The sequence below is a fragment of the Microbacterium sp. genome, assembly GCF_047605725.1.
Classification (GTDB): Bacteria; Actinomycetota; Actinomycetes; order Actinomycetales; family Microbacteriaceae; genus Microbacterium.
This window is the reverse complement of the sequence record NZ_JASGFE010000004.1, coordinates 49,122-68,005: the sequence shown is the minus strand read 5'-3', so window position 1 is coordinate 68,005 and position 18,884 is coordinate 49,122. Positions and strand designations below refer to the sequence as shown.

Sequence of the window (18,884 nt, the reverse complement as noted above, 5' to 3'; positions counted from 1 at the left end):
GGCGCGGACCCCGACTCCGTCATGCGTCGCGGGCGGTGTTGCGGAGCACCCCGAGCCCGGTGATCTCCACCTCGACCACGTCGCCGGCGGCGAACGGCCCGACGCCCGCAGGCGTGCCGGTGAGGATCACGTCGCCGGGCAGCAGCGTGAACGCCGCCGAGGCGTACGCGATGATGTCGGCGACCGAGTGGACCATGTCCGACAGCGGAGCCTGCTGGCGCACCTCGCCGTTCAGGCGCGTGGTGAGAGTGGCCCCGGCATCCGGGTCGAACTCGGTCTCGATCGCCGGACCCAGCGGGCAGAACGTGTCGAAGCCCTTCGCGCGCGACCACTGGCCGTCGGAGCGCTGCAGATCGCGCGCGGTCACGTCGTTCGCGATCGTGTAGCCGAAGACGTGCTCGAGCGCGCGCTCGGCACTGACGTTCTTGGTCACGCGCCCGATCACGGCGGCCAACTCCCCCTCGAAGTCGGTGCGCTCCGACTGCGGCGGCCGCACGACCGCATCTCCCGGGCCGATCACGGCGGTGTTCGGCTTGAAGAACAGGAGAGGCGCCTCGGGGGCCTCGTTGCCGAACTCGGCCGCGTGGTCACGATAGTTGCGGCCGACGGCGACGATCTTCGAGCGCGGGATCACCGGCGCCAGCAGCGCCACCTCGCCCAGCGGCACCCGCTCCCCCGTCGTGTCGTACCCGGCGAACATCGGATCGCCGGCGAGCACGACCAGCTCGTCGCCGTCGACGATGCCGTAGCGGATGCGGTCCTGGTGGCTGAAGCGGGCGATCCTCACCGGCCCAGCCTATTCCGCGCCGCCGTGCGAGCAGCCGACGCATGGCCGGTGCGGACGCCCGGATGTTCATAACTCAGGCAGTTCTGCCTCTGGGCATCGATTCCGGCCCGCCAGGCGGCGATCTGCCTGAGTTATGCACGGACGCCGCGGGCAGACCGTCCGGTCGTGCCCGCGGTGCCCCGCGAATCGGCGCCGCTCAAGCGTCCGCGAATCGAGCGCGCTCAGGCGTCGAGGCGGTACAGCCAGCCGTGCGTGTCCTCGCGGCGGCCGTACTGGATGTCGGTGAGCTCCTCGCGCAGCGACAGCGCGAGCGAGCCGAGCGGCTGCTCGTCGATGAAGTCCTTGCCCTTGAGCAGGCCGATCGGCGTCACGACCGCCGCGGTGCCGCACGCGAACACCTCGACGATGTCGCCGGATGCCACGCCCTCGCGCCACTGCGCGAGCGACACCGAACGCCCCTCCACCTTGTGACCCCGGTCTCGCGCGAGCTGCAGCAGCGACTCGCGCGTGATGCCCTCCAGGATCGAGTCGGACTGCGGGGTGACGATCGTGCCGTCCTTGTAGACGAACACGATGTTCATGCCGCCGAGCTCTTCGACGTTGCCGTCCTGGTCGAGGAAGACGACCTGGTCGCACTCGTTCTCGTACGCCTCGGACTGCGGCAGCAGGCTCGCCGCGTAGTTGCCGCCGGTCTTGGCCGCTCCGGTGCCGCCCTTGCCGGCGCGTGCATAGTCCTCGCTGAGCCAGATAGACACCGGCCGTACCCCGCCGGTGAAGTAGGCACCGGCGGGCGACGCGATGAGGTAGTAGGCGACCTTGTGCGCCGGGCGCACGCCGAGGAACGCCTCCTTGGCGAACATGAACGGCCGCAGGTACAGGCTCTGGTCGTTCCCGGAGGGCACCCAGTCGCCGTCGACGGCGACGAGCTCGCGCAGCGACTGGATGAAGTACGGCACCGGCAGTTCGGGCAGCGCCAGGCGCCGCGCGGAGCGCTGCAGCCGGCGACCGTTCTGGTCGGGGCGGAAGGTGTGCACCGAGCCGTCGGCGTGGCGATAGGCCTTGATGCCCTCGAAGATCTCCTGCCCGTAGTGCAGCACGGCGGCGGCGGGGTCCAGCGAGATCGGGCCGTACGGCTGCACGCGCGGGCGGTGCCAGCCGCCGCGGACCGACCAGCAGATGTCGACCATGTGGTCGGTGAAGCTGCTGCCGAAGCCGGGGTCGGCGAGGATCTCGGCGCGCCGCTCCGGCGAGGCGCCGAGCAGGTTGCGCGTGACCGCGAACTCGAGCGGAGCGAGGTCGGAGTCGGGGTCGGAGTCGATGAGAGTCATGTCGTGTCCTGTGCGTCTGGGTCTGGCGGGCGGCGCTCGCGCGACTCCAGGCTACGCCCGGAGCCGTGCCGCGATCGCGTCGCCCACCTGCGATGTGGTGCGGGTGCCGTCGCCGCGTGCCGCGATGTCGTCCTCCACCGCGCGGGTGACGCGGGATGCCTCGTCGCTCAGCCCGAGGTGATCGAGAAGCAGAGCGACGGAGAGGATCGCGGCCGTGGGGTCGGCCTTCTGCTGGCCCGCGATGTCCGGCGCCGAGCCGTGCACGGGCTCGAACATCGACGGGAACGCGCCGTCGGGGTTGATGTTCCCCGAAGCGGCGAGGCCGATGCCTCCGGTGACGGCGCCGGCCAGGTCGGTGAGGATGTCTCCGAAGAGGTTGTCGGTGACGATCACGTCGAATCGGCCCGGGTTCGTGACCAGGAAGATGGTGGCCGCGTCGACGTGCAGATAGTCTACGGCCACGTCGGGGTGCTCCGCCGCCACGGCATCCACGATCCGCTTCCAGAGCCCGCCGGAATGCACGAGCACGTTGGTCTTGTGCACGAGCGTGAGCCTCTTGCGCCGGCGCTCGGCCTGCGCGAAGGCGTAGCGGACGACGCGCTCCACGCCGTACGCCGTATTGACGCTGGTCTCGTTGGCGATCTCGTGCGGCGTGCCGACGCGGATCGCTCCGCCGTTGCCCACGTACGGCCCCTCGGTGCCCTCGCGCACGACCACGAAGTCGATCTCGCCGGGCGCGGACAACGGCCCCGCGGCGCCCGGGTACAGCTTCGACGGGCGCAGGTTGACGTAGTGGTCGAGCGCGAAGCGGAGCTTCAGCAGCAGCCCGCGCTCGATGTTCGCGTCCTTCAGGCGCGGGTCGCCCGGCTGCCCACCGACCGCGCCGAGGAGGATCGCGTCGTGTGCGGCGATGGCGGCGAGGTCCTCGTCGGTGAGCGTTTCGCCGGTGGCGAGGTAGCGGCCGGCGCCGAGCGCGAAGCGGGTCTTCTCGAAGCGGATGCCGCTGCCTGCGGTCGCGGCATCAAGCACCTTCTCGGCCTCGGCGACGACCTCGGGACCGATGCCGTCACCGGGGATGACGGCCAGCTTCACGACACGCGACATGGTGCTCCTAGGACTTGTGCGGGGACGGTCCCAGCGTACCGGGAGCCCTCGGTCAGTCCGCCTGGGGCTTGGCGGACGAGCCGCGCGACAGCGTCATGGCCGCGACGACCGCCGCCACCACGACGAGCGCCGCACCGATGAACGCGGTGACCCCGACGCCGGCCTCGAAGGCGTGGGTCGCGGCATCCGCCAGCGCCGCACCGAGCGTGCCGCCGAGCTCGTCGGCGGCGTGCACGGCGCCCGCGAGCGTCTCGCGCGCGGCATCGGCGGCCTGAGCCGGCACCCCGAGCGGCACGTCGAGGTTCGCTCGGTACAGGGCGGTCAGGATGCCGCCGAGGACGGTCGTTCCGAGCACCGCGCCCAGCTCGTACGCGGTCTCGGAGACCGCGCTGGCCGCGCCCGCCTTCGACGGCGGAGCGCTCGCGAGGATCAGTTCGTTCGAGACGGTCTCAGCCGCGCCGATGCCGACGCCGAGCGCGACGAAGGCGACGGCGAGGAGCCCCAGGCTCTGCGGTCCGGTCGCCGCGGCGACCATGAGATAGCCCGCCACCGAGAAGACCAGCGCGCTGGGCACGACCACGCGCGCAGACACGCGCTTGGCGATCGGCACGACCACCAGTCCTGCCACGATCATCCCGGCAAGGCCCGGCACGAGCGCGAAGCCGGCCTGTATCGGGGTGAGCCCCACGACCAGCTGCAGGTGCTGCGCCACGAAGTACAGGAAGCCGACCAGGCCGACGACGCTGAGGAGGTTGACCACGAGGGCGCCGCTGAACGTGCGGCGGCGGAACAGGCGCATGTCGAGCATGGGCGCCTCGGCGTGCAGCTGACGGTGCACGAACAGCGCTCCTGCGACGATTCCGGCGACGACGAGCCCGGCGACCAGGCCGCTGAAGCCTTCGACCGCGGCCTCTTTGATCGCATACACGATCGGCACCATCGTGGCCATCGACAGCACGATGCTGATCGCGTCGACGCGCCCGGGCACGGGGTTGCGGCTCTCGGGCACCAGGATCGGGGCGAGGATCAGCAGCGGAATGAGCACCGGCACCGACATGAGGAACACCGAGCCCCAGGCGAAGCTCTCCAGAAGGAGGCCCCCCACGACCGGGCCGAGCGCGGAACCGGCCGAGAACATCGACGCCCAGATCGCGATGGCGAACCGGCGCTGGTCGCGGTCTACGAAGATGCTGCGCAGGAGCGACAGTGTCGCGGGCATGAGCATGGCGCCGAACACACCCAGGAGGGCGCGCGCGGCGATCAGGAGCGTCGCGGTCGGTGCGAAGGCCGCGAGCGCCGAGACCGCGGCGAATCCGGTCGCGCCGATCAGCAGCATCCGTCGCCGGCCGAACAGGTCGCCGAGGGTGCCCATGGTGACCAGGAGCCCGGCCAGCACGAGCGGGTAGGCGTCGATGATCCAGAGCTGCTGGGTGCTCGTGGGGCCGAGGTCGAGGGCGATCGCCGGCAGGGCGAAGCTCAGCACCGTGTTGTCCACCGAGACGAGCAGCGCCGGGAGCATGAGCACCGCGAGTGCGGCCCAGCCGCGCCAGCCCACGCGCTTCGCGTCGGCTTCGGCCAGGGTGATTTCTTGAGTGAGTGACATCATCTTTCTAAACCGTCCAGCCGGTATAGTATCACCGCTTGCTGTGCGCTGCCCGAGCACGGGGGGCGCGTCGCCGGATGGCGGGCCCGCACTACGATCGACGCATGAGCCGCCCTCCCCTCGCTCGCGAGAAGGTGCTCGACGCGTTCGAGTCCCTCCTGTGCGACGGCGGAGCGCGGGCGGCGACGATGGATGCCACGGCCCGCGCTGCGGGGGTCTCCAAGGGCGGCCTGCTCTACCACTTCGCCTCGAAGGACGCCCTGGAGTCCGCGCTCGTCGAGCGCATGGTCGCAATCGCCCGCGCCGACCTCGAGGCGATGCGCGCGGAGCCCGCCGGGGTGGTGGCGAGCTTCATCCGCGGCTCGATCATGACCGGGACGCCGCTGGACCGCGCCATCGTCGCCGTCGCCAAGCTCGCCCAGGGCGGCAGCTCGATCGCCTCCGACAGCCTGCACCGAGTGCGCGACCTGTGGGAGGAGACGCTCCGCCCGCACGTGCGCGACGAGACCGCGCTGCAGCTGGTCATGCTCGTCTCCGACGGGCTCTACTTCAACAACGCGCTCGCGATCGGCACCGTACCCGGACCCGACCTCACCCGTGAGGCGCTCGACGCGCTCATCGCCCTGGTCGAGGCATCCGTCCGCTGACGCGCCGCTGCACTACGACTCGGTGATCTCGATCTGGCGGAACAGGTCGGCGTGGATGGCCGAGCGCACCTCGTCGAGCACCGCGTCGGGCACCGGAGAGTCGACCGTGAGCACCGAGAGCGCCTGCCCGCCGGCGGCGCGCCGTGCGATCTGCATCCCGGCGATGTTGATGCCCGCCTCGCCGAACTTCTGGCCGTACACCGCGACGATTCCCGGCCGGTCGGTGTACAGCATCACGATGTGGAACCGCTCGATCGGCAGTTCCACCGCGTACCCGTTGATCTCGACGAGCTTCTCGATCTGCTTCGTCCCCGTGAGGGTGCCCGACACCGACAGCTGCGAGCCGTCCGACAGCGCCCCGCGCAGCGTGATCACGTTGCGGTACTCCGGGCTGTCGTCATCCACGAGCAACCGCACGTCGACGCCGCGCTGCTCGGCCAGGAGGGGCGCGTTCACGTACGACACCGTCTCGCTCACGATGTTCGTGAACAGGCCCTTGAGCGCCGCGAGCTTGAGGACGCTGACGTCGTAGGCCTGCAGTTCGCCGTGCACCTCGACGTCGAGACTCGTCAGCGGGCTGTGCGCGAGGGCGGCGAAGACCTGGCCGAGCTTCTCCACGAGCGGGATGCCGGGGCGCACATACGGATCGATGACGCCGCCGGCGACGTTGACGGCATCCGGCACCAGCTCGCCGCCGAGGGCGAGCCGCACCGAGCGCGCGACCGACACGCCCGCCTTCTCCTGCGCCTCGTGCGTCGAGGCGCCCAGGTGCGGGGTCACGACGACGTTCGGCAGGCCGAGCAGCCGGTCGTCGACCGGCGGCTCGGCCGTGAAGACGTCGAGGCCGGCGCCGGCGATCTGCCCCGCGACGAGCGCATCGTAGAGCGCGTCCTCGTCGATGAGTCCGCCACGGGCGACGTTGACGACGTATGCCGTCGGCTTCATCCGTCGCAGCTGCTCCGCGCCGATCATGCCGGTCGTCTCCGGCGTCTTCGGCATGTGGATCGTGAGGAAGTCGCTGCGCTGCAGCAGGTCGTCGAGGCTCACGAGCTCGACGCCCAGCTGCTGGGCGCGCGCGCTCGTGACGTAGGGGTCGTAGGCGATCACCCGCACGTCGAACGCCTGCAGGCGCGCGGCGATGAGCGCGCCGATGCGGCCGAGGCCCACGATGCCGGCGGTCTTCTCGAACAGCTCCGTGCCGGTGTAGGCGCTGCGGCGCCACTGACCGCCGGCGAGCGAGGCGTGCGCGGCGGGGAGGTGCCGGGCCAGGCTCAGGATGTGCGCGATCGTGAGCTCGGCGGCCGACACGATGTTCGAGGTGGGCGCGTTGACGACCATCACGCCGGCGGCCGTGGCCGCCTTGATGTCGACGTTGTCGAGCCCGACGCCTGCGCGCGCGATGACCTTGAGGCCGGGCGCGACGGCGATGGCCTCGGCATCCATGCGGGTCGCCGAACGGATCAGCACGGCGTCGGCGGTGGCCAACGCCGGAAGGAGCGCGTCGCGGTCGGCGCCGTCGACCGAACGGATCTCGAAGTCGGGACCGAGGGCGTCGATCGTGGCGGGCGAGAGTTCTTCGGCGATGAGGACGACAGGCTTCGTCACAGGCTGGATCCTTCGAAGGCGGGGAGCGGATGCGCCGCGCCGCACGTCCTCGGGGCGGGCCGCGTAACAGCCTAGCGGTCCGGCGTCACCCGCCAAGCATGCTGGCGCCGAAGACGGCGGAGTAGCCGACGACGTCGAGCCAGAACACCGCGACCAGCCCGAGGCCGGCCAGCAGCATGAGGACGAACTGCCACCACCGGCGACGGCGCCCGGCGGCGAAGGCGAGCGCGAACACCAGGATCGGGAAGGCGACCGCGAACGACAGCACGAACCAGCCGTAGCCGTTCAGGCCGAACGGACCCTGGGCCTGCGAGACCAGGAATCCCACGGCGTTCCACACCGCGTAGGCGTAGAACAGCCCGAACGCGCCGGCGATCGTCGCGGTCACGGGGGTGGACATGCGCGGGCGGATGCCGGCATCCGGACCCTGCGGAGACTCGACGGCGCTCACTGCCCCACCGCCCCGGTCATGATGAACGGCCACGGGATGAACAGCACGACGCCCGCGATGAGCCAGACGAGCCGCAGCCAGACGCGCGAGTGCCGCGTGAGCGCGTACGCGGTGACGAACCACAGCAGCGGCGCGGCCACCGCGAGCCACAGCGCGATCTGGTAGGCACCCGCGTCGACGAGGTACTGCGCCGTTCCGGCCAGGCGGAGCCCGCCGATGACCCACCCGATGCTGTACAGGACGTAGACGCCCGCCACGACCCCGAGGGTGACGAGCGTCGCGTTGCCCATCGGCTGCGGGCGGCCCGGCATGGTGACGGAGCCGTCCGCGTGCAGCCGCCCGACGCGATCGCTGCCCTTGCCCACGGCCGTGAAGCCGTCCGGCAGCGCGACCGGCTCCGAGCCGGCGCGTGCGGCGCCCACGTCGAGCGTCGGATCGCCGTCACCGTCCCACGAGAGCGCCTCGTCGTCCTCGTCGCGGATGGGATCGTCGGTGCCCATGCCGTCCAGCCTACTGACCCGGCGTGCCCGGCAGCTCGCCCACCGGCACACCCAGGCTGACGGCCGTGCGGCGCATCGCGCGCTCGGCGTGCGCGACGTCTATCAGGCGGTTGCCGGCGACGATGTGCAGTCCGTAGGCGTCCTCCAGTGCGACGAGGGTGTCGGCGAGGGTCGGCAGGTCGAGCGTGGGCGCGAAGACGCCGGCGGCCACGCCCCGTTCGAGAATGCCCAGGTACATCGCGCGCTGACGTACGAACAGGGACTCCACCAGGCGATCGTGCAGCACCGACGTGCCCGCGAGCACATCGAACTCGTACAAGAGCCGCATCAGCGCGTCGTCCGGTCCGGTCGGCAGCCCCGCACGGATGGCGTAGGCGAGCTGATCGCGCGGATCGGCCAGCGCCGCGATACAGGCCTCACGTGCGCCGCAGAAGCGCCCGACCCCCGCTCGATGGGCCTCGACGAGCAGTTCGTCGAGGTCGGCGTAGTAGTACAGCACCGCGCCGCGGCTGAGCCCGGCCCGCTCGGCCACGTCGGTCAGCGAGATCGACCGGAGGCCCCGTTCGCCGACGGCGGTGAGCGCCGCCTCGATCAGGTCGGCCCGTCGAGCCTCCTGCTTTCTGGGTCGCGCCACCCCTTGACACTATCGAAGCGCGCGTGTGAGGATCAGGTCCATTCTTTGACAGTATCGTCAAATAACACTGGGGACGACCATGACCGACCTGCTTCTGACCGACGCGCGCATCCGCACGTTCGACGACGCCCGCCCCTGGGCCGAGGCGATCGGCGTCACCGGCGGCCGCATCTCCTACATCGGCCCGGCCGCGGACGCGCCCGAGGCACACGAGCGGCGCTCGCTCGGCGGAACCCTCGTGACACCCGGGATCATCGACAGTCACAACCATCTGCTCCTCGGCTTCGACGCCGACGCGGTGAGCCTCGAGGGCGCGGACACTCTCGCCGATGTGCGCGCGCGACTCGCCTCTCTCGCGCTGTCGCGGCCCGACCTGGACTGGATCTGCGGCGAGAACGCCGTGTACTCGATCGTGGAGAACCGACGACCGGATGCCACGGACCTCGCCGGCATCACCGACAGGCCGATCTTCGTCACCACCTACGACCAGCACTCGGTGTGGCTCAACGAGGCCGCGATGCGCGTGCTCGGCCTCTTCGACGGCGGAGACATCGCCTGGGGCCGCCCGGAGCGGACGGCCGACGGCACGCCGACCGGCTGGGTCACCGACTTCTACACCAGTGCGATGACCTCGGCGGGCCTTGCCGCCATCCGCCGCGACATCCCCCTCTACTCCCCCGAGCGCCGCTACCGCCGCCTGCTGTCGAGCCTGGAGATGGCGACAGCCGCCGGCATCACGACGATCGTGGAGCCGCAGGTGCCGTTGGCCGAGGTCGAGCTCATGACCCGAGCCCGTGCCGAGGGGCGCCTGCGCTCGCGCGTGATCGCGGCGCTGTTCCACCCCATCGACGCGGATGCCGCGTTCCGCGCCGAGCTGCGCCGCACCGTCGACGGCGCTCCGGCGGACGACCTGCTGCGCTTCGGCCCGGTCAAGCTGTACGCCGACGACGTCATCGAGCCGCACACCGCGTGGATGCTCGACGACTACGCGAACCGGCCCGGTCACCGCGGCCATCCGAGCGCCGCACTGGGAGAGCTCGACCGCATCGTCGCCGAGCTCGACGCGATGGGATTCCAGACCCACACGCACGCGACCGGCGACGGCGGCATCCGCATCGCACTGGATGCCATCGAGCATGCGGCCGCGATCAACGGCACCCGCGATCGTCGTCACGGCATCGTGCACGTCGAGTGCATCCATCCCGACGACCTGCCGCGCTTCGCCGCGCTGGGAGTCGTCGCCGCCATGCAGCCACGGCACTGCTCGCCCGATCTGGTCTCGGGCACGTGGATGGACAACGTCGGCGAGGAACGCTGGGACCGCGCGTGGCGACTCCGCTCCCTCATGCGCTCGGGGGCCCATGTCGCACTGTCCAGCGACTGGCAGGTCGGCGAGATGGACCCGCTCGTGGGCTTCTACTCCGCCCTCACCCGGGCCGGTCTCGACGGCCGTGAGTCGTGGACGCCCGCGGAGCGACTGACCCTCGACGAGGCGCTGCGCGGCTACACCGCCGAGGGCGCCTGGGCATGGCATGCCGAGGACGAGCTCGGCGTGCTCCGGGTCGGCGCACGGGCCGATCTGGTCGCCTGGAGCGACGACCTGTATGCCCACGAGAACGACCCCGCGGCACTCCTGGACCAGCACGCCGCGCTCACCGTCGTCGGCGGCGAGATCGTCCACGAGGCGGGCGGTCGGCCCGTCGCAGACACCGTGCCCCATCCGGGCGGCGAGGGCGGAGCCCACGACCAGGCCGGCCACGACCACGGACACCGCCACGCAGTGAGGAGCCGCTGATGACCACCACGACCGCCGCGAGCGTCGAGCCCACCGGGCTCAAGCGCACCCTGACCCTCGGCCACATCGTCTTCCTGGGCCTGGCCTACATGGCGCCCATGGCCGTGTTCGACACCTTCGGCATCGTGGCCGAGGTCTCCGAGGGCCACGTGCCCCTGGCGTACCTCACGGTCTTCGGCGCGGTCGCCGTGACCGCATGGAGCTACAGCCGCATGGTCACCGTCTATCCGCGCGCGGGCTCGGCGTACACCTACACGCGCGAGTCGGTGAATCCCCACGTCGGATTCCTCGTCGGCTGGGCGGCGACGCTCGACTACCTGCTGCTGCCGATGATCAACGCGCTGCTGTCGTCGATCTACATGACCGTCGCGTTCCCGGACGTGCCCGCGTGGGTGTGGATCCTCGGCACGATCATCGCGTGCACGGCGCTCAACCTCTCCGGGGTGAAGCTCGCCGCCCAGGTCAACCTGGGGCTCGTGGTCGTCCAGCTCGTGACGGCCGTGGCATTCGTCGCACTCACGGTGAAGAACATCGCAGAGGGCGCCAACGGCGCGGTCGTCTCGCTGGCTCCCTTCCTCGTCGAGCCCGCGCAGTTCGGCGGCGTCGCCACGGGGGCGGCCATCCTGGCGCTGTCGTTCCTCGGATTCGACGCCGTGACGACGATGTCGGAGGAGGCCAAGGCGCCCCGCCGCGACATCCCGCGGGCGATCTTCGTCATCGTGGTCTCGGCCGGTGTGTTCTTCATCGGCGTGACCTACGCGATGCAGCTCCTCTTCCCCGATGTGGCCGCCGTCGGCGACATCGTCGGCGCCTCCCCCGAAATGGCCCGCTACATCGGCGGCGCGGCATTCCAGGCGATCTTCATCGGCGGCTACATGGTCGCGGTGCTCGGCTGCGGCATCACGCAGCAGATGTCGGCCGCGCGCCTGCTCTACGCGATGGGGCGCGACGGGGTATTGCCCAAGGGGTGGTTCGCGCGGCTCAACGCCCGGGGCGTCCCATCGATCAACGTCGTCCTCATCGGGGCTCTCGCGGCGACCGCGGTGTTCCTCGACCTCTTCCAGGCCGCCTCGCTGATCAATTTCGGCGCGTTCGTCGCGTTCATGTTCGTGAACCTGTCGGTGCTGTGCACCTACTTCCGCTTCCGCCGGGAGCGCACCGCCCGAGCGATCGTCGGCTGGGTGGTCGTCCCCGCGATCGGTCTGGTCGCCAACCTCGCGCTGTGGCTCAGCCTGGAGCCGAGCGCGATGCTCGTCGGCGGCGTCTGGACCCTCATCGGCGTCGGCTACCTGCTGTGGAACACGAGGTTCTTCCGGGCCGCACCGCCTGCGCTCACCGGGCCGATCGAGGCCGAGCGCGAGGCGATCACGCCGCGCGCGTGACGCCACGCCCGGTGACCGTCGGCCGAGGACGAGGTTCGGAGAACCGCGCGAACTTCGGAGGATTCGGGCCGAATCCTCCGAAGTTCGCGCAAGAGTCCGAGGTTCGTCAGCGGGCGGCCGAGCCCTCGACGTAGTCGGCGTCCTGCTGCTTCCAGGCGAACAGGGCGCGCAGCTCCTTGCCGACCTCCTCGATCGGGTGCTTCGCGGCCTTTTCGCGCAGCGCGAGGAACTCGGGCGCCCCGGCATCCTGGTCGGCGATGAACCGCGTCGCGAACGCGCCGGACTGGATGTCGGCGAGCACCGCCTTCATGTTCTCCTTGACGTGCGGGTCGATCACGCGCGGGCCGGAGACGTAGTCGCCGTACTCCGCGGTGTCCGACACGCTCCAGCGCTGCTTGGCGATGCCGCCCTCCCACATGAGGTCGACGATGAGCTTGAGCTCGTGCAGCACCTCGAAGTACGCGATCTGCGGCTGGTAGCCCGCCTCGGTGAGGGTCTCGAAGCCGTACTGCACCAGCTGCGACACACCACCGCACAGCACGGTCTGCTCGCCGAACAGGTCGGTCTCGGTCTCCTCGGTGAAGGTCGTCTTGATGACCCCGGCGCGCGTGCCGCCGATCGCCTTCGCGTACGACTTCGCGACGTCCCACGCCTGGCCCGAGGCGTCCTGCTCGACCGCGATGATGTCCGGGATGCCGCGGCCCGCGACGAACTCGCGACGCACGGTGTGGCCGGGGGCCTTGGGCGCGACGAGGATCACGTCGACACCGGCGGGCGCCTGGATGTAGCCGAAGCGGATGTTGAACCCGTGCGCGAAGGCGAGCGTCTTGCCCGGGGTCAGCGCGGCCTCGATCGAGTCGCGGTAGATGCCGCGCTGGTGCTGGTCGGGCGCGAGAATCATGATGAGGTCGGCCCAGGCTGCGGCATCCGCCACGTTCTTGACCTCGAAGCCCTCGTCCTGCGCCTTCGCGATCGACTTCGAGCCCTCCTTGAGCGCGATGACCACCTCGACGCCGGAGTCGCGCAGATTCTGGGCGTGCGCGTGACCCTGCGAGCCGTAGCCGACGATCGCGACCTTCTTGCCCTGGATGAGGGACAGGTCGGCGTCGTCGTCGTAGAAGATCTCTGCCATGGTTGTGTGTTTCTCCTTGTGTGTGGGTCGGTCGTTGCGTCAGCCGCGCAGCACGCGCTCGGTGATGGACTTGGGTCCCCGCCCGATCGCGAGCAGGCCCGACTGGGCGAGCTCCTTGATCCCGAACGGCTCGAGCGCGCGCAGCAGGGCCTCGACCTTGCCGCGGTCGCCGGTCACCTCGACCACGATCGCGTCGGACGCGTAGTCGACCACGGAGGCGCGGAACAGGTTCACGACCTCGATGATGTTCGAGCGGTTCTGGCTGTCGGCGCGCACTTTGATCAGCATGTGGTCGCGCTGGACGGATGCCGAAGGGTCGAGCTCGACGATCTTGATGACGTTGATGAGCTTGTTCAGCTGCTTGGTGACCTGCTCCAGCGGCAGCTCCTCCACGTCGACCACCACGGTGATGCGGGACAGGCCCGGCACCTCGGTGACGCCCACGGCGAGGGACTCGATGTTGAAGCCGCGGCGGGCGAACAGGCCTGCGACGCGCGTGAGCAGGCCGGGCTTGTTCTCCACCAGCAGGCTCAGGACATGACGGGACATCTCAGTCCTCCTGATCGAAGGCCGGCGCGTGGTCGCGCGCGTACTGGACATAGCTGTTGCTGACGCCCTGTGGGACCATCGGCCACACCATCGCGTCGGCGCTCACGACGAAGTCGATCACGACAGGGCGGTCGTTGGTCTCCAGCGCCTTCTGGATCGCGGCATCCACGTCCTCCTCCTTCTCCACGCGCAGCGCGAGGCAGCCGTACGCCTCGGCCAGCGTGACGAAGTCGGGGATCCGGACGGTGTCGTGACCGGTGTTCAGGTCGGTGTTGGAGTAGCGGCCGTCGTAGAACAGCGTCTGCCACTGGCGCACCATGCCCAGCGAGGAGTTGTTGATGATGGCGACCTTGATCGGGATGCCGTTGATCGCACAGGTGGCCAGTTCCTGATTGGTCATCTGGAAGCAGCCGTCGCCGTCGATCGCCCACACCACGCGGTCGGGCTCGGCGACCTTCGCGCCCATCGCGGCCGGCACCGAATAGCCCATCGTGCCGGCGCCGCCGGAATTGAGCCACGAGTTGGGCCGCTCGTACTGGATGAACTGCGCCGCCCACATCTGGTGCTGGCCCACGCCGGCGGCGTAGACGCCCTCGGGGCCGGTGAGCTCGCCGATGCGCTGGATGACGTGCTGCGGGGAGAGCAGCCCGTCGGAGGTCGGCGCGTAGCCGAGCGGGAACTCGTCGCGCAGGCCGTCGAGGTACGACCACCAGTCCGAGATGTCCGGCTTGGTGCGCTGCACGGCCGCGCGATAGGCGCTGTCGAGGTCGACGAGCACGTCGCGCAGGTCACCCACGATCGGCACGTCTGCGGCGCGGATCTTCGAGATCTCCGCCGGGTCGATGTCCACGTGCACGATCTTCGCGTTCGGGGCGAACAGCGCCGCGTTGCCGGTCACGCGGTCGTCGAAGCGCGCGCCGAGAGCGACGATGAGGTCGGACTCCTGCAGCGCCAGCACCGCGGGGACCGTCCCGTGCATGCCCGGCATGCCCAGGTGCTGCGGGTGCGAGTCGGGGAAGGCGCCCCGGGCCATGAGCGTGGTCACCAGCGGCGCACCGGTCGCCTCGGCGAAGATGCGCAGCTCCGCGGCCGCGCGGGCGCGGATCGCGCCGCCGCCGACGTACAGCACGGGCTTGCTGGCCTCGGCGATCAGCTGCGCCGCCGCCTGGATCTGCTTGCCGTGGGCCTTGGTCACCGGGCGGTAGCCGGGCAGCTCCACCACCGGCGGCCACACGAACGGCGCCGAGTCCTGCTGCGCGTCCTTCGTGATGTCCACGAGCACCGGACCGGGGCGCCCGGTGCCGGCGATCTCGAACGCCGCGGCCAGCGCGCCGGGCACGTCCTCGGGACGCTTGACGAGCATCGAGTGCTTCGTGATCGGCATCGTGATGCCGACGATGTCGGCCTCCTGGAACGCGTCGGTGCCCATCAGGTGCGAGAACACCTGGCCGGTGATCGCCACGATCGGCACCGAGTCCATGTAGGCGTCGGCGATCGCGGTGACGAGGTTCGTCGCGCCCGGGCCGGAGGTCGCGATCGCGACGCCGATCTTGCCGGATGCCGCTGCGTACCCCTCCGCGGCGTGCCCGGCGCCCTGCTCGTGGCGCACCAGGATGTGCCGCACCGCGGAGGCATCCATGAGCGGGTCGTAGACGGGCAGGATCGCGCCGCCCGGCAGCCCGAAGACGTCGGTGACGCCCAGGAGCTCGAGCGAGCGGACGACCGCCTCGGCGCCCGTGAGCACGGGCGCTGACGCGGTGCGAGCGGGGGGCCGGGGAACGGCCGGAGCGGATTCGGCGGGCATGGCGATGATCCTCGTATCGAGAGAAGGGAAGTGTCGGAACGGCCTGCTACCCCGTGATCGCGCCCTCCGCAGCGGAGTGCACGAGCTTGGAGTACTTGGCCAGGACGCCACGGGTATAGCGCGGAGGAAGCGGCTCCCAGCCCTCGCGGCGGGAGCCCAGCTCGACGTCGTCGACGAGTAGGTCGAGGGTGCGAGCTGCGATATCGACCCGTATCAGATCACCATCGCGCACGAAGGCGATGGGACCAGCGTCCACCGCTTCGGGTGCTATGTGGCCGATGCACAGGCCGGTTGTGCCGCCGGAGAATCGACCGTCTGTCAAGAGTAGTACATCTTTCCCGAGGCCGGCGCCCTTGATGGCGGCCGTGATGGCGAGCATCTCGCGCATGCCGGGGCCGCCCTTGGGTCCCTCGTAGCGGATGACCACGACGCTGCCCGGCTCGATCGTGCCTTCCGCGACGGCATCCATCGCGGCGCGCTCGCGCTCGAACACGCGCGCCGGTCCCTCGAAGACGGCCGCGTCGAAGCCGGCGGTCTTGACGACGGCGCCCTCCGGGGCGAGCGAGCCGTGCAGGATCGTGAGCCCCCCGGTGGCGTGGATCGGGTTGTCGAACCGGCGGATGACCTCGCCGTCGACCGGGTCGGGGGCGAGGTCGCGCAGGTTCTCGGCGAGCGTCTTGCCGGTGACGGTCAGCGCGTCGCCGTGGAGGAGCCCCTCGTCGAGCATCGCCTTCATGATCACCGGGATGCCGCCGTGCCGGTCGACGTCGTTCATGACGTACTTGCCGAACGGCTTCATGTCGGCCACGTGCGGGACCCGGTCGCCGATGCGGTTGAAGTCGTGCAGGCTCAGCTCGACGCCTGCCTCGCGCGCGATGGCCAGCAGGTGCAGCACGACGTTCGTCGAGCCGCCGAGGGCCATCGCGAGGGCGACGGCGTTCTCGAACGCCTCGGGCGTGAGGATGTCGCGCGTCGTGATCCCCAGCCGCAGCAGGTTCACGACGGCCTCGCCGGAGCGGTGCGCGAACGCGTCGCGGCGGCGGTCGGCCGACGGCGGCGCGGCGGAACCGGGAAGGCTCAGTCCGAGCGCCTCGGCGACCGAGGCCATGGTGTTGGCGGTGTACATGCCGCCGCAGGCACCCTCGCCGGGGGCGAACGCGCACTCGATGCGCTTGAGATCGGCCTCCGTCATACGGCCCGCGAGGCACGCCCCGACACCCTCGAACGAGTCGATGATCGTGATGTCCTTTTCGGTGCCGTCGCTGAGCTTCACCCAGCCCGGGGCGATGGAGCCCGCGTAGAGGAAGACGCTGGACAGGTCGAGCCGCGCCGAGGCCATCAGCATCCCGGGGATCGACTTGTCGCAGCCGGCCAGCAGCACGGTGCCGTCGAGGCGCTCGGCCATGACCACCGTCTCGACCGAGTCGGCGATGACCTCGCGGCTCACGAGCGAGAAGTGCATGCCCTCGTGGCCCATCGAGATGCCGTCGGAGACGGAGACCGTGCCGAACTGCAGCGGGTAGCCGCCGCCGGCGTGCACGCCCTCCTTCGCGCCCTGCGCGAGCCGGTCGAGGCTGAGGTTGCACGGCGTGATCTCGTTCCAGCTCGACGCGATGCCGATCTGGGGCTTGTCCCAGTCCTCGTCGCCCATGCCGACGGCGCGCAGCATGCCGCGCGAGGTGGTGGCCTCGATGCCGTCGGTGACGGCGCGGCTCCGAGGCTTGATGTCGATGCTCTGGTCGGGTTGAGGCATTCCCTCAGTCTATTCCCGCGCAGCCGCGTACTCCTGCGTGACGCCGGCGTTCGCCGGCATGCCGGGGCTCCCGCCGTTTCGGCGCACTGCGCCGCGGATCGGCGCGGTAGCGTGGTGCCATGCGCGCCTACATCTTCGGCTCCGGTCTGTTCGCGACGATCACGAGCGGGATGTCGTTGCTGCGGAGCGTGCGCGGTGGAGAGCCGTTCACCTGGCGCACCGCGATGCTGCTGGCGAGCTGGGGCATCTCCCTGGCCCTCGCGATCGGCGCGATCGTCGACACGAAGCGCGCCAACGCCGGGCAGGCCGTCCCACCCGAGTCGCCGCTGGTCAGCAAGGAGCAGAAGCAGCTCCGCAAGCGGCTGCGCGGCTGAGCGCTCCGCGCGCCCGGCCGGGCGGCCGGCCGGGCGGCCGGCATCCGCCCCGCTCCGCGTGCTCGCCCGCCCGCACTCCGCCTTTCCGGCGCACGAACTTCGGAGAGTCGCGCGTACTTCGGAGGATCTCGCCCAAATCCTCCGAACTTCGCGCGATTCTCCGAACCTGGTGGGCGCCGCGGGCACGTGAACGGATGCCGCGGTACGCTGAGCCGGCCCTCAGCGGGCACGTCGGGACAGACTCAGCGGGTGAGGATGAGGGCGTCGCCCTGACCGCCTCCGCCGCACAGAGAGACGGCCGCGGTGCCGCCGCCGCGGCGGACCAGCTCGTGCACGGCGTGCACCACGAGCCGGTTGCCGGAGGCTCCGATCGGGTGGCCGATCGCGATGCCGCCGCCGTGCACATTGACCACGTCGTCGGAGAGCCCGAGCTCGGCCTGCGAGCGGGCGACCACCGCACCGAACGCCTCGTTGATCTCGATGAGGTCCAGGTCGGATGCCGCGATCCCCTGGCGCTCGCACGCCTGCGCGATCGCGCGCGCGGGCTGGGCGTGAAGTGAGTTGTCGGGGCCGGCGACCTGCCCGCACGCGCCGATCGCCGCCAGCACCTCCCAGCCGTGCTCGTCGGCGTGCGAGCGCGTCGTGAGCACCACCGCGGAGGCGCCGTCGGAGATCTGCGAGGAGTTGCCCGCGGTGATCGTGCCGCCCTCGGCGAAGGCCGGCCGCAGCCGCGCGAGCGTCTGGGGCGTCGTGTCGGGACGCACCCCCTCGTCCGCGTTCACGACGAGCGGGTCGCCCCTGCGCTGCGGCACCTCGACCGGCACGAGCTCCGCGTCGAACAGGCCCGCCGCCTGCGCCGCGGCGGCGCGCTGGTGCGAGCGGGCGGCGACGGCGTCCTGCGCCTCGCGGGTCACCTCGTAGCGCTCGTTGAGCCGCTCGGTCGAGGCGCCCATGCTCTCGTGGTCGTACGCGTCGGTGAGACCGTCGTAGGCCAGGTGGTCGAGCACCTGCACGCTGCCGTACGTCCAGCCCTCGCGCGAGCCCATCAGCAGATGCGGGGCCTGCGACATCGACTCCATGCCCGCCGCGACGACGACCGTCGCGTCGCCGACCCGCAGCATCCGGGCCGCATCGATGATCGCGGTCAGGCCGGAGAGGCACACCTTGTTCACCGACGCCGCGTGCACATTCCAGCCCAGGCCCGCCCCGATAGCGGCCTGCCGTGCGGGATTCTGGCCCGCACCGGCCGCGAGCACCTGCCCGACGATCACCGCGTCGACGGCGGATGCCGGGACACCGGCCCGCTCCAGCGCCCCGCGGATCGCGATCGCACCCAGCTGAGGTGCGCTCAGCGACGAGAGCCGACCCATCAGGCGGCCCTGCGGGGTGCGGGCGGCGGCCACCACCACGACGTCGTCGACGATCATGGCTTCAGC

Annotated in this window: 17 protein-coding genes; 4 read left to right on the top strand and 13 right to left on the bottom strand. The window is 70.8% G+C overall.

Annotated features, from left to right (window positions below; genetic code table 11):
* Positions 1 to 19: 19 nt before the first annotated feature.
* The 4 genes from QM641_RS01880 to QM641_RS01865 form a co-directional block, all read right to left on the bottom strand.
* The gene (locus QM641_RS01880; protein WP_415112898.1) at positions 20 to 787 is read right to left on the bottom strand and encodes a fumarylacetoacetate hydrolase family protein; all 768 of its coding nucleotides are present in this window, start codon (positions 785 to 787) and stop codon (positions 20 to 22) included.
* 221 nt (positions 788 to 1,008) lie between these two features.
* Entirely contained in the window at positions 1,009 to 2,115 is a 1,107-nt protein-coding gene (locus tag QM641_RS01875; protein ID WP_415112896.1) for a branched-chain amino acid aminotransferase, read from the bottom strand.
* Between the two features lie 51 nt (positions 2,116 to 2,166).
* Entirely contained in the window at positions 2,167 to 3,219 is a 1,053-nt protein-coding gene (locus tag QM641_RS01870; protein WP_415112894.1) for a 3-isopropylmalate dehydrogenase, read from the bottom strand.
* 52 nt (positions 3,220 to 3,271) lie between these two features.
* Positions 3,272 to 4,822: an MFS transporter gene (locus tag QM641_RS01865; protein WP_415112921.1), complete on the bottom strand. Its 1,551-nt coding sequence runs from the start codon at positions 4,820 to 4,822 to the stop codon at positions 3,272 to 3,274.
* Positions 4,823 to 4,926: 104 nt separating this feature from the next.
* Here QM641_RS01865 and QM641_RS01860 point away from each other — a divergent pair, with 104 nt between their 5' ends.
* Positions 4,927 to 5,469, top strand: coding sequence for a TetR/AcrR family transcriptional regulator (locus tag QM641_RS01860; RefSeq protein ID WP_415112892.1), 543 nt, complete (start codon positions 4,927 to 4,929; stop codon positions 5,467 to 5,469).
* A gap of 12 nt (positions 5,470 to 5,481) precedes the next feature.
* Here QM641_RS01860 and serA read toward each other — a convergent pair whose 3' ends face one another.
* The 4 genes from serA to QM641_RS01840 all read right to left on the bottom strand — a co-directional run bounded on the left by serA (position 5,482) and on the right by QM641_RS01840 (position 8,659).
* On the bottom strand, positions 5,482 to 7,074 hold the full coding sequence (serA, locus tag QM641_RS01855; protein WP_415112890.1) for a phosphoglycerate dehydrogenase: 1,593 nt from the start codon (positions 7,072 to 7,074) through the stop codon (positions 5,482 to 5,484).
* Between the two features lie 85 nt (positions 7,075 to 7,159).
* Positions 7,160 to 7,525 carry a bacitracin resistance protein gene (locus QM641_RS01850; protein ID WP_415112888.1) on the bottom strand — a complete coding sequence of 122 codons (366 nt, stop codon included), beginning with the start codon at positions 7,523 to 7,525 and terminating at the stop codon, positions 7,160 to 7,162.
* Positions 7,522 to 8,025: a DNA polymerase III subunit gamma/tau gene (locus QM641_RS01845; RefSeq protein WP_415112886.1), complete on the bottom strand. Its 504-nt coding sequence runs from the start codon at positions 8,023 to 8,025 to the stop codon at positions 7,522 to 7,524. Before QM641_RS01845 ends, QM641_RS01850 begins: the two co-directional genes overlap by 4 nt.
* Positions 8,026 to 8,035: 10 nt before the next feature.
* The gene (locus tag QM641_RS01840) at positions 8,036 to 8,659 is read right to left on the bottom strand and encodes a TetR/AcrR family transcriptional regulator (protein ID WP_415112884.1); all 624 of its coding nucleotides are present in this window, start codon (positions 8,657 to 8,659) and stop codon (positions 8,036 to 8,038) included.
* Positions 8,660 to 8,738: 79 nt separating this feature from the next.
* Between QM641_RS01840 and QM641_RS01835 the strand changes: the two genes are divergently transcribed.
* Both QM641_RS01835 and QM641_RS01830 read left to right on the top strand, forming a co-directional pair.
* Positions 8,739 to 10,454 carry an amidohydrolase gene (locus tag QM641_RS01835; RefSeq protein WP_415112882.1) on the top strand — a complete coding sequence of 572 codons (1,716 nt, stop codon included), beginning with the start codon at positions 8,739 to 8,741 and terminating at the stop codon, positions 10,452 to 10,454.
* The gene (locus QM641_RS01830; RefSeq protein WP_415112880.1) at positions 10,454 to 11,836 is read left to right on the top strand and encodes an APC family permease; all 1,383 of its coding nucleotides are present in this window, start codon (positions 10,454 to 10,456) and stop codon (positions 11,834 to 11,836) included. The genes QM641_RS01835 and QM641_RS01830 overlap by 1 nt, the downstream gene beginning before the upstream one ends.
* Positions 11,837 to 11,942: 106 nt before the next feature.
* Here QM641_RS01830 and ilvC read toward each other — a convergent pair whose 3' ends face one another.
* From ilvC to ilvD, 4 genes are read right to left on the bottom strand one after another with little or no spacing between them, the layout of a single operon-like run.
* On the bottom strand, positions 11,943 to 12,968 hold the full coding sequence (gene ilvC / locus QM641_RS01825) for a ketol-acid reductoisomerase (RefSeq protein ID WP_415112878.1): 1,026 nt from the start codon (positions 12,966 to 12,968) through the stop codon (positions 11,943 to 11,945).
* A gap of 39 nt (positions 12,969 to 13,007) precedes the next feature.
* Positions 13,008 to 13,517: an acetolactate synthase small subunit gene (gene ilvN, locus QM641_RS01820; protein ID WP_415112876.1), complete on the bottom strand. Its 510-nt coding sequence runs from the start codon at positions 13,515 to 13,517 to the stop codon at positions 13,008 to 13,010.
* Between the two features lies 1 nt (position 13,518).
* A complete protein-coding gene (locus QM641_RS01815; protein WP_415112874.1) occupies positions 13,519 to 15,321 on the bottom strand; it encodes an acetolactate synthase large subunit in 1,803 nt (600 codons plus the stop codon).
* Positions 15,322 to 15,367: 46 nt separating this feature from the next.
* Positions 15,368 to 17,074: a dihydroxy-acid dehydratase gene (ilvD, locus tag QM641_RS01810; RefSeq protein WP_415112872.1), complete on the bottom strand. Its 1,707-nt coding sequence runs from the start codon at positions 17,072 to 17,074 to the stop codon at positions 15,368 to 15,370.
* Between the two features lie 119 nt (positions 17,075 to 17,193).
* Between ilvD and QM641_RS01805 the strand changes: the two genes are divergently transcribed.
* Complete coding sequence (locus tag QM641_RS01805) at positions 17,194 to 17,448, top strand: hypothetical protein (RefSeq protein ID WP_415112870.1); 255 nt, start codon at positions 17,194 to 17,196, stop codon at positions 17,446 to 17,448.
* Between the two features lie 242 nt (positions 17,449 to 17,690).
* Here QM641_RS01805 and QM641_RS01800 read toward each other — a convergent pair whose 3' ends face one another.
* The gene (locus QM641_RS01800; RefSeq protein WP_415112868.1) at positions 17,691 to 18,875 is read right to left on the bottom strand and encodes an acetyl-CoA C-acetyltransferase; all 1,185 of its coding nucleotides are present in this window, start codon (positions 18,873 to 18,875) and stop codon (positions 17,691 to 17,693) included.
* Positions 18,876 to 18,884: the final 9 nt, after the last annotated feature.